Below are 14,042 nucleotides of genomic sequence, written 5' to 3'. Positions count from 1 at the left end.
GCTCACTATCCTGGGGATTGAGCCGATTTCTTCTGTAAGATTTATAAAAAACATCTTCAAAAATCCCTTTCCTCTCATCCTTCACAAAAATATATAATAGATTCACACACCACTTTTACCATTATTAAGAAAATCTTAAGATTTATGCTCAGTGAATATTAAGGTTCACTGCCTAGAATAGAAAATATCAAAGTTTGCCTGTTAGGGAAGGGGGTTTTCAAACTTGGAACAATACAATGTGCTTGTCGTGGATGATGAGAAAGAGATACGGGATGCGATCGAGATTTATTTAAAGAACGAAGGAATCAAGGTCATCAAGGCGGCGGATGGAATCGAAGCGATCGAGAAGCTGAATGAGCAGCCGGTCCATTTGATCCTGCTCGATGTAATGATGCCGCGTCAGGACGGGATTACCACGACGTTCAGAATCCGGGAAGACAAGAACATCCCGATCATCATTTTGAGTGCAAAGGCGGAGGATACAGATAAAATTCTCGGGCTTCAGGTTGGTGCGGATGATTATGTGACGAAGCCGTTCAATCCGCTTGAACTGATCGCCAGGGTGAAGTCGCAGCTCAGGAGATATGTCACGCTCGGTACATACGAAGGGAAGGCGAAGGTGATTGACCTGAATGGCCTGACACTTGACCAGGCCTCGAAGGAGGTCACCGCTCACGGTGAACCGGTAAAACTGACGCCAATCGAGTACAAAATCCTCGAACTGCTGATGACGAATGCCGGCAGAGTGTTCTCTATCAATGATATTTATGAGCGCGTGTGGAAGGAGCCAAGCTACAATGCTGAAAACACAGTGGCCGTCCATATCCGCAAGATCCGTGAAAAAATAGAGATCGATCCGAAGAATCCAAGATTTTTGAAGGTGGTGTGGGGGATTGGATATAAAATCGAAAAGTAAGTATTTATTTGTAACCTGGGTACTTCTGATTGCATTTGGTTTAAGCGGTATTTTTTCAGTTCTGACAAACGGAAGCAGGTTTATGCAAGGCGATTATTTTGAGTCGGAAGAATATAACTCGCAAATGGATCAATTTGTTTCCATGCTGAATATGTTTGAGCTCTATAAAATGCCGAAAGAAGAAATGAAAAAGCAAATCACTGTTTCTGATGAGGAAATTGAAGAGCATCGTACTAGATACGGCAATCTCAGTGATCAAATTTCTAATATTAGCATGCAATATGAAGACCAGATCCGGGCGGCCATCGATTCAGAAAACAAGGCAGCAGAAGCTGTCCTTAAGAAGGAAAGAGACGAAAAGATTGCGGATATCACGGAGAATTTTAATAGTGATGAATATGTCCGCGCTAAAATCGTCAAAGAAAAAGAGAAGAAGATTGATGAGTTTTACCGGGACCTGGAAAATTACCGCCGCGAGTTCAACAATCTTGGGAATGCCTTCAAATATTACCTTAAAGACAACACAACAGGAGAAGTGATTACGAACCTTAATCTATCAAAAGGTGAATCGGCCTCTGACTACCTGAATAAAAAAAATATGTATTATGTGCTGGATTACGAGGGTTTGCAAAAAAACTATATGTTCACTGGTTATAATGAAAACTTCCTGCCCTTTAATGAAGTGGCTGAAACGATCCTCGAGAATCAAAAAGACCGGGATATGATCGGCCAAATCGGGCTTTCTAAGCACGCATCAGAAAAAAACATCGCCATCATGAATTATAAAGACTATCAGAAAAGCCAAAAACTCTTTTTCGGTTATCTTTTAGCGAGTATTGCGGCCTTGATTGCAAGTTATTTTCTGGCAAAACGGAAACCGGCAACTGTTTTAGGCTCATTCGACAAGTGGAAGCCCTTCTATGGGAGAATCCCGCTTGATGTAAGGGCAGTCATTCTTTTAACGACAGCGTTTTTCCTTTTGCTGGCCATGACTCTGATCAGTGAACAATTTGTTTATTATCATTCAAATGTATTCGCTACCCTTACCGAGCTGTTCGTCAGTCTGGTTGCTGCAGCTTCATTGCTGGCATTCGGGTGGATTCAGCTGAGGTTCCTATCAGAGTACCGCAAGGATTGGCCAAAGCTGAAAGAGGACCTGAATAACAGCTTGTTAGTAAAAAGCTATCACTCCATTCTAAATGCGTTTTTAATCAAGAGCATCGGATTCCAGCTGCTTTTAATCCTCGGGCTTGTTTTTGTGATGGGCATGCTGTTTGTTGCAGTCCTTGTAGCAGGCGGCGGAGAAATAATCGTCATTGCATTCGCTTTTGGTGTCATCAGTCTTCCGATTTTCATCATGATCATGAGGAAAGCTGGCTACCTGAATAAAGTAATGAAGCATACAGAAGAATTGGCTGCAGGCAATTTAGGTGCGGACATACCGGTGAAAGGGAAATCTGCAATCGCGAAACATGCAGCAAATATCAATGCGCTCAGAAACACTGTGAAATCCTCCCACAAAGAGCAGGCTAAAAGTGAACGCCTGAAAACGGAATTGATTACGAATGTAAGCCATGATCTAAGGACTCCGCTTACTTCTATTATTACCTACACTGAGCTGCTGAAGACACCTGAGCTCGCACATGAAGACCGTGATTCCTACATCGAAATCCTCGACCGTAAATCAAAGCGGCTCAAGGTGCTGATCGATGACTTGTTCGAAGCAACGAAAATGGCGAGCGGCAATATCGAGCTGAATAAGGAGAAGGTCGACCTTAACCAGCTGCTGCAGCAGGCATTGGCCGAACATAACGAAGCGCTGAGCCAGTCTTCATTAAAGCTGCGCGTTTCCCAGCCGGATCATCCGGTTTATGCATTTGTTGACGGGCAAAAACTCTGGAGGGTGTTCGATAATCTGATCGGCAATATCCTGAAGTATGCACTGGAGAATACGAGGGTCTATATTTCGGTAAAAGAAGAGCAAAACCAGGTGGTGCTCACTTTTAAAAATATCACCAAATATGAGCTAGGAGAAGACCTGGATGAACTGTTCGAGCGCTTCAAACGCGGAGACAAGTCCCGCCATACAGAAGGTTCCGGGCTAGGGCTGGCAATCGCCAAATCGATCGTCGATCTGCACGAAGGCTCGCTTGACATCGAGGTAGACGGAGATCTGTTCAAGGTAACAGTCGTCCTTGACCAATTAGCTTAACACCAGCACCCCCTTTTGCTATGCAGAGGGGGGCTTTGGCTGTTTTTGGCGGATTATTATATACAAATACCTTGATACCAGGACCATCATTGCATTGAATGGAATATTCCAGAGCTTATGCAACTTCAAGAGACCGGTCCTCACCAGAACCCAATCCATGCCGGTCAATCCTATGAACATGTTCAGCCTTGGAAGGATCCCTTGTCTTGAAGAGGTGATGACAAGGAAAACTGCCCGGACCAGGCTGTAGAGGGGAGCGATGATAAAATGTTCGCGCCATGAGTGGTAGATTCCCCGTCCAAAGCGGACTTTCCTGCCAACCGCAGATATATAGAGCAATGTAACACAGATGACTTCAGTTGACAGGTATTGGGCTATCACTAGTGCCCATTTTTTCTCCGCATTCAAGGCTTTGTAAAACCAATCGCTGATATAAAAGTAGATATTCATAAAGAATACCGTATAGGATGGCTTCCACCAGTAGGCTTTATAGATTTTCAAATGCAGGAAATATCGTTCAATACCATAATAAATAAGCGTGCTGCCGAGCTTCCAGTACTTATTTTTTCGGTACAAAGTAAGGAGGGTGGCCGTGATGGGAACATAAAATCCCTGTGATAAAATAGCCCCGAGGATTTGATCATGGGCTCTTTTCTTAAGGACCTTTGGCTTATAGGAGTACCCTTTGAACAAATTTAGGACCGGGTACTCGAATAAATAAGCCAATCCAATATTGGTGAGCAGCAAGGTCCATATATTCTTTTGGCGGCTTCTTTTAGTGAATATGAAAAAAAGCAAGACATGAACGACAGCCAGCAGCAGAAAAGGAATAGCGTACTTTGAAGCGAGTTTGTTTTTTTTCATATCCAACACTCCAGTTTTTACAAAGTATATAGCTATAATGTTTGCTAATTCTTTGAAATTATTTACCGGAACAGAACCTGTAAATTTATATCATGACTAGTGTAAAGACACATGGTAATATAAAGAAGCAGCACAAAAATTTATGTTAAAACAACCCATTTTAGGGAAACTATTTGTATCTCGCTAGTGTTGCAGGAGGGTTTTATGAAAAAGTCACAGGAGATTTCAGAAAAGAAGCTATTAGGGATTGCCGGGCTCGGCTGGATGTTTGATGCAATGGATGTGGGGATTCTGTCCTTTGTCATTGCTGCCCTGCAGGTGGACTGGGGATTAACAGGCAAGGAAATGGGGTGGATTGGCAGCGTAAACTCAATTGGTATGGCAGTCGGTGCCTTCGTATTTGGATTGCTTGCTGACCGGATCGGCCGGAAAAACGTCTTTATCATTACTTTATTGCTTTTCTCTGCTGGAAGCGGAATATCTGCGATGGCAACGACCTTGTCATTCTTTTTACTGCTGAGGTTTTTTATCGGAATGGGGCTTGGCGGTGAATTGCCGGTTGCATCCACACTTGTTTCTGAAAGTGTGCCTGCGGAGAAACGCGGGCGTGTCGTTGTACTGCTTGAAAGCTTCTGGGCGGCAGGCTGGCTAGTTGCAGCGTTGATTTCATATTTCATCATTCCGAAGTTTGGCTGGCAAATGGCGTTAATCCTAAGTGCATTGCCGGCATTGTATGCATTGTATCTTCGTATCAACTTGCCTGATTCACCAAGATTCCTTGCGGTTTCCAAGAAAGAACGGCTGACGATGAGGGAGAGCATCGCAGAGGTCTGGTCAAGGGAACATTTCAAGAGAACGGCGATGCTATGGATTCTATGGTTCAGTGTTGTATTTTCCTACTATGGAATGTTCCTCTGGCTGCCGAGCGTGATGGTCATGAAGGGATTCACATTGATCAAGAGTTTCCAATACGTCTTGATCATGACTCTCGCCCAGCTTCCGGGGTATTTTACCGCAGCATGGCTGATTGAAAAAGCGGGAAGGAAGTTCGTGCTGGTTGTTTATTTAATTGGAACTGCCCTCAGCGCCTATTTCTTTGGGACGGCAGATTCGCTGGCATTGCTGATTACGGCTGGAATTTTGCTGTCATTCTTCAACCTTGGTGCCTGGGGCGCATTGTACGCCTACACACCAGAACAATATCCAACGACAATCCGCGGTTCAGGAGCGGGAATGGCCGCATCCTTTGGCCGCATCGGCGGAATTGCCGGACCGCTGATGGTCCCGTATCTTTCAGCGCAAAATCTATCGATCACAGCCATCTTCACGATCTTCTGTATCGCGATCCTGATTGGTGCCGCGGCAGTATTTTTCTGGGGTACGGAGACGAAGCAGAAAGAGCTGGCTTAAAAGAAAAAGTTCGCCTTCGAGGAGGCGAACTTTTTCATCTTAATCATGCATGAACATATTTGAACACATTCACAAGAAAGAGAATGCCCCCAATGACCACGACTAATGATCCCACAATGGCAAAGACGGTGAAAATGACTCCCCCTGCCAACATGGATAATGTAATCCCGCCCTGCATGACCGGAACTCCAATGTTATGAAGCCAGAAGTGCGTTGAAGCAAGCTTGCTGTCACCAGCCTGTGGAAATAAATAATAAATCGTCCCGAACAGGGCCATTGAGACCCAGCCTAACAAGTTTAAGTGTGCATGCACTGAGGACATGGTGAAATCATGGACGATCCCCATAACAATTCCTAGAATGATGGCAATAACAAAATAGACCGCAGCGACCTTGAAAAACCGTATGCTCAAAGCTATTTTCCTCCTCTCTAATTAGTTCTTTTAGATTATATAAAAGTTCTGAAAATTTATAACATATGTACTAATGAAATAGGTAAATTTATTTTTCCTATCGACGATGATAGTAAAATAATAATAAGTTCCCCATGACACAAAAATATCACCTTTGTTTTCGTCATTTTTACGGATATTCATGATATAATAGTGCAAACGTTTGTACAACTTCTAAAAGGGAGATAAAGCTATGAAAAGATTATTTGGAATTGATAGCTGGAAGATCGTCGAAACGGACTTGAATAAAGAGGATTTCCGCCTGGCTGAAAGCATCATGAGCCTTGGGAATGGACATATGGGCATGCGCGGGAATTTTGAAGAAACATACTCTGGGGATTTCCATCGCGGATCTTATATTGCCGGTGTCTGGTTCCCGGATAAAACACGTGTAGGCTGGTGGAAAAATGGCTATCCGAATTATTTTGGAAAGGTCATCAACTCCACGAACTTTATCGGCATCAAAGTACTAATTGATGGTGAAGAATTGGATTTGCACAATGCTGAAGTAAGCGATTACTATCGCGAGCTTGATATGCAGCATGGTATTTTGACACGAAAATTTACCGTCACTCTAAACGGAAATGAAACAGAAGTGGAAGCCGTTCGCTTCCTGTCAGTAGCTGATCAGGAGCTGGCCGCTATTCGTTACTCTGTCACTGCCAAAAACTATAATGGAAACGTTACCTTTGTTCCTTATCTTGATGGGGACGTCCGCAATGAAGACTCCAACTATGAAGAGGACTTCTGGTATGAAGTCAGCAGGGATGCTGCAGACTACAGCGGCAGCCTTGTCATGAAGACGAAAGACAATCCATTCGGCACTCCGACTTTCCAGGTAGCGACAACTATGCAAACGGTTGTCGAAGGCGATGTGTCAAAGGTTGAAGTAAATGAAAAAGCAGAATACGTAGAAAATGTCATCGAAGTGAAAGCTGAACAGGGACAAACTGTAACCCTTTATAAATATGTTGCTGTTACAACCGACCGTGACTATGAAGCTGGCGAACTGGTTTCAAAAGGGCGTGAAGTGCTTGATCGTTCTGTTGAAAAAGGGTTCGAACAGTTATTGGAAGAGCATAGAAATGGCTGGCTGAGCCGCTGGGAAATTGCTGATATCGAAATTGCCGGTGATGACTCTGCACAGCAGGGAATCCGCTTTAACCTGTTCCAGTTATTCTCAACTTATTATGGAGAAGATTCGCGCCTGAACATCGGCCCTAAAGGTTTCACAGGTGAAAAATATGGCGGTGCTACTTACTGGGATACAGAAGCTTACGCAATTCCGCTCTACCTTTCTACTGCAGAGTCAGAGGTTGCACGCAACCTGCTTGTCTATCGCCACAACCAGCTGGAAGGAGCCTACCATAATGCGAAGCAGCAGGGACTGAAGGGTGCACTTTACCCAATGGTTACTTTTACAGGCGTGGAGTGCCACAATGAGTGGGAGATCACGTTCGAGGAGATTCATCGTAACGGTGCGATCGCCTATGCGATATATAACTATGTGAATTACACTGGGGATAAAGATTATCTCCACGAATACGGAATTGATGTGCTCGCTGGCATCTCTCGTTTCTGGGCTGACCGAGTTCACTTCAATAAGAGCAAGAATGTCTATATGATCCATGGCGTAACAGGTCCGAATGAATACGAAAACAATGTTAACAACAACTGGTATACAAACCGTATCGCTGTATGGACACTGCGATACACGCTTGAAGTCATCGATTTACTTAAGCAGAATGGCCATGAGGCGCGCCTCGAAGGCCTTGAATTCTCTACTGAAGAACTTGCTAAGTGGCAGGATATCGTTGAAAGAATGTATTTCCCTTACGATGAAGAAAAAGGTGTCTTCGTTCAGCACGATACATTCCTTGATAAAGATTTGATGACGGTGGATGAGCTTGCAGCCGAAGATCGCCCAATCAACCAGAACTGGTCATGGGATAAAATCCTGCGCAGCTGCTTCATCAAGCAGGCAGATGTTCTTCAGGGTCTATACTTCTTCAACCATGAATTCTCGGAAGAAGAGAAGCGCCGCAACTTTGAATTCTATGAGCCAATGACCGTCCACGAGTCATCATTGTCACCAAGTATTCACGCAGTACTTGCAGCAGAGCTTGGCATGGAAGAAAAGGCATACGAAATGTACAACCGCACGGCGCGCCTTGACCTAGATAACTACAACAACGATACAGAAGACGGGCTGCACATCACAAGCATGACAGGTGCATGGCTGGCGATCGTCCAGGGCTTCGCAGGCATGCGCACAGCAGAAGGCACATTGTCATTCGCACCATTCATCCCGAAAGCCTGGGAGCAATACAGCTTCAAGATTATCTACCGCGACCACTACATCAAGGTAGAAGTGAACCAGGAAAACGTCGTCCTCACACAGCAAGGACCAGAACTCGCCATGAAACTTTACGGCGAGGACGTAACCATCCCTGCAGAAGGCAAGCTTTCTGTAAAATTGAAATAAGTTGATGAAGAGATCTTTAGGCAAGCCTGAAGGTCTCTCTCATTGGGGAAAGATTTTACTGTGTGAATTGCAGTGAAATGGCCAAAAAGGGTGGATTTAATAGACATTTTGAAGAGCGGAAGGTGTAGAAATGTCCAAGAAAGGTGCTTTAATGGACATTTTGGAGAGTGTGAAGGGTTGAAATGTCCAAGAAAAGCGGTTTAATGGACATTTTGGAGAGTGTGAAGGGTTGAAATGTCCAAGAAAAGTGGTTTAATGGACATTTTGGAGAGTGTGAAGGGATGAAATGTCCAAGAAAAGCGGTTTAATAGACATTTTGAAGAGCAGAAGCTGTTGAAATGTCCAAGAAAGGTGCTTTAATGGACATTTTGGAGAGTAGAAAGCGTTGAAATGTCCAAGAACCGAGTCTTAATAGACATTTTGGATAGTGAATGGCGAAGAGAAGTCAAGAAAAGCAATTATATAGACATTTGCGTGTTTGAGTGGGAATGAAATGTCCAATGATTCTCAGAATCTGCTTCTGAGACTGCATGGATGACTCGTGAAAGGAGTTTTGGCAATGACTAGACCACTAAAAGCTTTTATTTTTGACCTTGATGGGGTCATTACGGATACAGCGGAATACCACTTTTTAGCGTGGAAGGCGCTGGCTGAGGATTTGGGAATTACTTTTACCCGTGAGGACAACGAGGAGCTGAAGGGTGTTTCCCGGATGGATTCTCTCGAAAAGATTCTTGAGCTTGGCGGCCGGATGGGGGATTTTTCAGTTGATGAAAAAGAAGCATTGGCTGAGAAGAAAAATGAGCACTACCTGACATTGATCCAGAACATCACTCCTGTTGACCTGTTGCCGGCGATCAAGGAATTGATCAGGGACATCAAAGATAATGGGCTAAAACTAGGCCTTGCGTCAGCAAGCAAGAACGCGTTCACCGTAATGGAGTCGCTCGGGATGAAATCTGAATTTGATATCATCGTTGACGCAAAAACAGTCGTAAACGGCAAGCCGCATCCAGAAGTCTTCCTGCGTGCTGCCGAAATGCTAGGCGTTGAGCCTGAAGCCTGCATCGGTGTCGAGGATGCAGCAGCTGGCGTACAGGCCATCAAAGCTGCCGGAATGTATGCAGTTGCTGTCGGTCCTAAGGAAAGCTTTGAAAATGCTGATATTGTCTATACCAGCACTTCTAAGCTTTCATTTGAGAAAATCGTAGAAGTTTATAATAGTTAACACTCCAAAACCCAGTCGCAGCTATGCGGCTGGTTTTTTTAAAAGAGCCATTTTGTTGGTTTCGTCATAACTAGTATTAGTAAAAACATTCAGAAAGTAATTGTTGGATTATCCGCTCTTTAACAGGGAAATATGCTACTATGGGAATTTTTAAAAAGGACGGTGTAGTAGTATGTACGATTGCCTTATAGTTGGAGGGGGGATTGCCGGACTGCAGGCGGCGATTCAACTCGGACGTTACAATCATAAAACAATGGTGCTTGATGCAGGAGATGGAAGGTCCGCATTATGCCAAAGTTATCATAATATTCTTGGCTACCCAGATGGAGTAAGCGGTCCACAGTTAAGGGAAATCGGCCGAAAACAGGCTGCTCAGTATGGCGTGGAGTTCGTGATCGGAAAAGCTGAGGCTGCAAAAAAAACAGGGGCTGGTTTTGAAGTCAAAGCGGAGAGTGGAGATACTTACGAGGCGAAGACATTGCTCCTGGCCACAGGAGTCATGGACCGGATGCCTCCTTTCCCGGAGCTGATGCCTACTCTGGGAATCAGTGTGTATATCTGTCCGGATTGTGATGGACATGAAGTGAAAGACAAGTCGACAATCGTAATGGGCTCGGGGAATCCTGGCGCAAATATGGCACTGACCCTGAATTATTTCACAGATAAACTCACTTATGTGAATCATGAAAACAAAGAAGTGGACGAGGATATAATGTCCGCCATGAAGAAAAAGGGAATTAAGTATGTTGAAGGGCCAATTGAAAAGGTGCTGGCGGATGGTCCGGATTTCAGGGGGATTATGCTTGCAAATGGTGAGAAGCTGACGTCGGAACGCGGCTTCATGGCCTTTGGAGGAAATGAAGTAAAATCGCAGCTCGCGCAACAGCTTGGCGTCGACATTCATAAAAACAAGCATGTATTAGTGGACCCACGGACCAAGATGACCAATGTCGAAAATGTTTGGGCGGCAGGTGACCTTGTAGCCCATTCCGAGCAAACAACAATCGCGATGGGAGACGGCATGCAGGCCAGCATCTGGATCCATAAGACACTTTTAGCGGAAAAGGAATAATTAGCTGTTATAAGGTTATTTCATCCTTGTGAAAGTAATCTGTCCCGGTTGGGCGAAGAAATTGCAGGTTGGAAGGGAGGATATCTCCAGTTGAGGGGAAGATATCTCCAGTCGTGAGCAGGATATCTCCAGTTGTGAGCAGGATATCTCCAGTTGTGAGCGGGATATCTCCAGTTGGACGCAAGATATTCCATTTGGAGCAAGATACTCCCGGTTGGAACCACTTTATTCCTGCTAGAGACCAATATATTCCCGGCCGGGGAAATAAGTTCCCTGCTGGACAAAACAAAAAGATAGCCGCCACTCAAACATGAATGGCGGCTTCGTTTTATTCCAGATCGACTTTTTCCAGTGGCAGTTCGGCAGGCCCATCAATGACATCTCCTTTATAGGAGAAGCGTGAGCCGTGGCATGGGCAATCCCAGGTGCGATCGCCGTTGTTCCATTTTAGCTCGCAGCCCATATGGGTACAGGTAGTATCTACGACGTGCAGCTGGCCGTTTTCGTCACGATAGGCTCCTGCCCGTTTGCCGTTGACTGTTATGGCGGCGCCTTCGTCGTGGCCAAGGCTTTCGGGATCGGTTAATGGACGCTCCAGTTTCCCTTTAACCAGTTCCTTTGCGACAGTGGCATTGTCAGCAACGAATGTCGCTACATCCGGTTTTGCATGGAATCTTTGCGGTTCGAACACATCCACATACGGATTGTCTTTCCTTAGGACAAGATCGGACATCAGCAGCGCCGCATTGATACCGTTGCTCATTCCCCATTTTCGGTAGCCTGTGGCAACAAAGATGTTATCTGTGCTTGATGAGTATTTGCCGACGAAAGGTATTTTATCAAGTGTAGTCGGGTCCTGCGCACTCCAGCGGAAAGGGATTTCCTTTACGCCGAACGTCTGGGCAGCGAACGCCTCAAGGGCTTCATAATACTGATGCGTATTATCATCCTGTCCTGTGATATGGCTGTCTCCGCCGAACAGCACCAGTTTTTCGCCATTCCAGTCTGTATAGCGCAGGGATCGTGACGGTGTCTCGGCATTGATGTACATGCCGCCCGGGAATTCTTTTTCAGTTTTAACGGCAAGCACATAGGAACGATGGACCTGCATCCTTGAAAAATAGAACCCTTTTAGATCGTAAAATGGGAAGTGGGTGCTGATGATCATCTGATTGCAGTGCACCTTATGTCCGTCCCTTGTCGTAACGACAGGCTCAGAGCCCTCCACCAAATCGACTGCGGTTGTATTTTCATAAATTTGACCGCCCATTTCTGTAAAACGCTCCGCCAGATGTTTCAAAAATTTCAGCGGGTGGAACTGGGCCTGGTTCCTCATGACCACGGCTGCCATCGCCTCAACAGGAATAGGTACTTCTGATACATACTCACTTCCTGCGACACCCAGCTTTTCATAGGCCTTGAATTCCTTAAGCAGCTTTTCCATTTCCTTATCGGAATTGGTAAATAAATAGGCATCCTCTTCTGTGAAATCGCAATCGATCTGCTGTTCTTTCACCAGATTTTTAACAAATTGCATTGCGTCAAAATTGGCCTGATAATAAAGGCGGGCGTGATCTTCACCAAAGTGGCTGATGAGCTCGTCATAAATTAACCCGTGCTGTGCCGTCACCTTTGCGGTTGTATGCCCGGTTGTGCCGTTTAAGATACTGCCGGCTTCAATTACCGCCACTTTCGCACCAGCTTTCGCCAGCAGGTAGGCAGAGGTCAAGCCTGTGATTCCGCCTCCAATGATCGCAACGTCTGTCTTCAGGTCCTCCTGCAGCTTCGGGAAAGAAGGCAGTTCAGCTGTTTTACGCCAGTAAGGTTCAGGGAAACGAGGCAGCTTTGAAGTATAATCGTTCATCAACAATCCTCCTTAAAAGTCTTCATAGTCTTTAATTTTTCCTGTTTTAGTGAGAATCATGCTATTTTTCCTTTTACCCCCTAAAAATATGGATAGACAAGTTTTTACCAAATTGAGCGAATTGGCCAGGATTACGGGTGCAGCATGATAAAATAAAGAATAAAAAATAACGGAGGCCAATATGGAAATCGCAGTTTTTGGGACAGGCTATGTTGGCCTTGTCACCGGTGTTTGTTTTGCCGAAATGGGCTACAATGTCACCTGTTTTGATATAGATGAACGTAAAATCACTGCCCTTTCTGAAGGGAAGTGCCCGATTTATGAGCCCGGTCTTGAGGAGATGCTGAGAAGGAATCTTGCGGAGAGAAGGCTTTATTTTACAAATGATTCAAGAACCGCCTGCAGGAAGGCTGATTATATTTTCATCGCTGTCGGAACGCCTGAAAATGAAGACGGGTCGGCGAACCTGGAATATCTGGATGCCGCGATCGCTGCGATTGGCAAAAGCTTGGACAGGGATGGGGTCATTGTCATTAAAAGTACGGTGCCTGTTGGGACCAATGAATGGGTCAGGCAAAAGTTGAAGGCAATCATACCAAGTGAATTGCGGGTGTCCGTCGTTTCAAATCCTGAGTTCCTCCGCGAGGGCTCGGGTATCCTTGATACCTTCCACGCGGACCGTATTGTCATCGGAGCAGATGATCATGAGGCCGGCCGCGCGGTGGCAAAGCTGTATGAACCATTTGCCAGGCCGGTTATACACACAGATGTCCGCAGTGCGGAGCTCATCAAGTATGCATCCAATGCTTTCCTGGCGACGAAAATCAGTTTTATCAATGAAATCGCGAATTTATGTGAACATACGGGTGCCAATATTGAGGATGTGGCAAAGGGCATGGGCATGGACCACAGGATCGGCAGCCATTTTTTAAACGCGGGGATTGGCTATGGCGGATCCTGTTTCCCGAAGGATACGAAGGCGCTGGAAAAACTGACGGAGTACTATGATTATGACTTTAAAATCCTGCGGTCCGTCATCGAGGTGAACAGCAGGCAGAAACAGCAGCTTTTTCATAAAGCGAAGGAGCTGTTTGGGACCCTTGAGGGAAAAAGGGTAGCCGTGCTGGGCCTAGCGTTCAAGCCGCATACCGATGACATCCGCGAGGCGCCTGCCATTGAGCTGATTGCCAGGCTGCTGGGCGAACAGGCAGATATCTCTGTCTATGACCCGGCTGCATTGAGCAATGCCGCCCACCTATTTGGCAGCGGGGTTTATTATGCTGAAAATGCTGACACTGCCATCAAAGGAGCGGATGCGGTTTTCATCATGACCGAATGGCCGCAAATTACGGAGTATGAATTAACGCGGTTTCCATTATTGATGCGGCAGCCAATCATTTTTGACGGCCGGAATTGCTATGGCCTCGACCAGGCAGAAGCAGCTGGACTGACGTATTTTTCTATCGGCAGGAAGGCCGTGAATGTTCACGACAGCCTAAAGAGTCTCAAGCGTTAAAGCTCATTGTGCCCGACTGGCAGT

At 45.5% G+C, this 14,042-nt stretch carries 11 protein-coding genes; 7 read left to right on the top strand and 4 right to left on the bottom strand.

The genetic code is table 11. The annotated features are described in order from the left end of the window. Positions 1 to 223: 223 nt before the first annotated feature. Positions 224 to 916 carry a response regulator transcription factor gene (locus tag M3593_RS14430; RefSeq protein WP_144479329.1) on the top strand — a complete coding sequence of 231 codons (693 nt, stop codon included), beginning with the start codon at positions 224 to 226 and terminating at the stop codon, positions 914 to 916. Next, entirely contained in the window at positions 894 to 3,128 is a 2,235-nt protein-coding gene (locus M3593_RS14425) for a sensor histidine kinase (protein ID WP_251542478.1), read from the top strand. The genes M3593_RS14430 and M3593_RS14425 overlap by 23 nt, the downstream gene beginning before the upstream one ends. Before the next feature lie 18 nt (positions 3,129 to 3,146). On the opposite strand, the gene M3593_RS14420 is transcribed toward M3593_RS14425, so the two are convergent. Then, positions 3,147 to 3,992: a hypothetical protein gene (locus tag M3593_RS14420; RefSeq protein ID WP_251542479.1), complete on the bottom strand. Its 846-nt coding sequence runs from the start codon at positions 3,990 to 3,992 to the stop codon at positions 3,147 to 3,149. A 204-nt stretch (positions 3,993 to 4,196) separates the two neighbouring features. Between M3593_RS14420 and M3593_RS14415 the strand changes: the two genes are divergently transcribed. After that, on the top strand, positions 4,197 to 5,402 hold the full coding sequence (locus tag M3593_RS14415) for an MFS transporter (protein WP_251542480.1): 1,206 nt from the start codon (positions 4,197 to 4,199) through the stop codon (positions 5,400 to 5,402). Positions 5,403 to 5,445: 43 nt separating this feature from the next. Here M3593_RS14415 and M3593_RS14410 read toward each other — a convergent pair whose 3' ends face one another. Then, positions 5,446 to 5,814: a cytochrome-c oxidase gene (locus tag M3593_RS14410; protein WP_251542481.1), complete on the bottom strand. Its 369-nt coding sequence runs from the start codon at positions 5,812 to 5,814 to the stop codon at positions 5,446 to 5,448. 232 nt (positions 5,815 to 6,046) lie between these two features. Between M3593_RS14410 and M3593_RS14405 the strand changes: the two genes are divergently transcribed. The 3 genes from M3593_RS14405 (at position 6,047) to M3593_RS14395 (ending at position 10,638) form a co-directional block, all read left to right on the top strand. Further along, complete coding sequence (locus M3593_RS14405) at positions 6,047 to 8,338, top strand: glycoside hydrolase family 65 protein (RefSeq protein ID WP_251542482.1); 2,292 nt, start codon at positions 6,047 to 6,049, stop codon at positions 8,336 to 8,338. 559 nt (positions 8,339 to 8,897) lie between these two features. Next, complete coding sequence (gene pgmB / locus M3593_RS14400; protein ID WP_144479317.1) at positions 8,898 to 9,566, top strand: beta-phosphoglucomutase; 669 nt, start codon at positions 8,898 to 8,900, stop codon at positions 9,564 to 9,566. Between the two features lie 172 nt (positions 9,567 to 9,738). Next, the gene (locus tag M3593_RS14395; protein WP_251542483.1) at positions 9,739 to 10,638 is read left to right on the top strand and encodes an NAD(P)/FAD-dependent oxidoreductase; all 900 of its coding nucleotides are present in this window, start codon (positions 9,739 to 9,741) and stop codon (positions 10,636 to 10,638) included. A 7-nt stretch (positions 10,639 to 10,645) separates the two neighbouring features. Here the strand turns inward: M3593_RS14395 and M3593_RS14390 are convergent, their stop codons facing one another. Next, on the bottom strand, positions 10,646 to 10,822 hold the full coding sequence (locus M3593_RS14390) for a hypothetical protein (protein ID WP_251542484.1): 177 nt from the start codon (positions 10,820 to 10,822) through the stop codon (positions 10,646 to 10,648). Positions 10,823 to 10,966: 144 nt separating this feature from the next. Then, positions 10,967 to 12,502: an FAD-dependent oxidoreductase gene (locus tag M3593_RS14385; protein WP_251542485.1), complete on the bottom strand. Its 1,536-nt coding sequence runs from the start codon at positions 12,500 to 12,502 to the stop codon at positions 10,967 to 10,969. Positions 12,503 to 12,683: 181 nt separating this feature from the next. Here M3593_RS14385 and M3593_RS14380 point away from each other — a divergent pair, with 181 nt between their 5' ends. Beyond that, positions 12,684 to 14,018 carry a UDP-glucose dehydrogenase family protein gene (locus M3593_RS14380; RefSeq protein WP_251542486.1) on the top strand — a complete coding sequence of 445 codons (1,335 nt, stop codon included), beginning with the start codon at positions 12,684 to 12,686 and terminating at the stop codon, positions 14,016 to 14,018. The last annotated feature ends 24 nt before the right edge of the window (positions 14,019 to 14,042 follow it).

Origin of the sequence: Mesobacillus sp. MER 48, assembly GCF_023714225.1 — a bacterium.
Lineage (GTDB): Bacteria > Bacillota > Bacilli > Bacillales > Cytobacillaceae > Mesobacillus > Mesobacillus oceanisediminis_A.
This window is presented reverse-complemented; position numbering and strand designations above follow the sequence as displayed.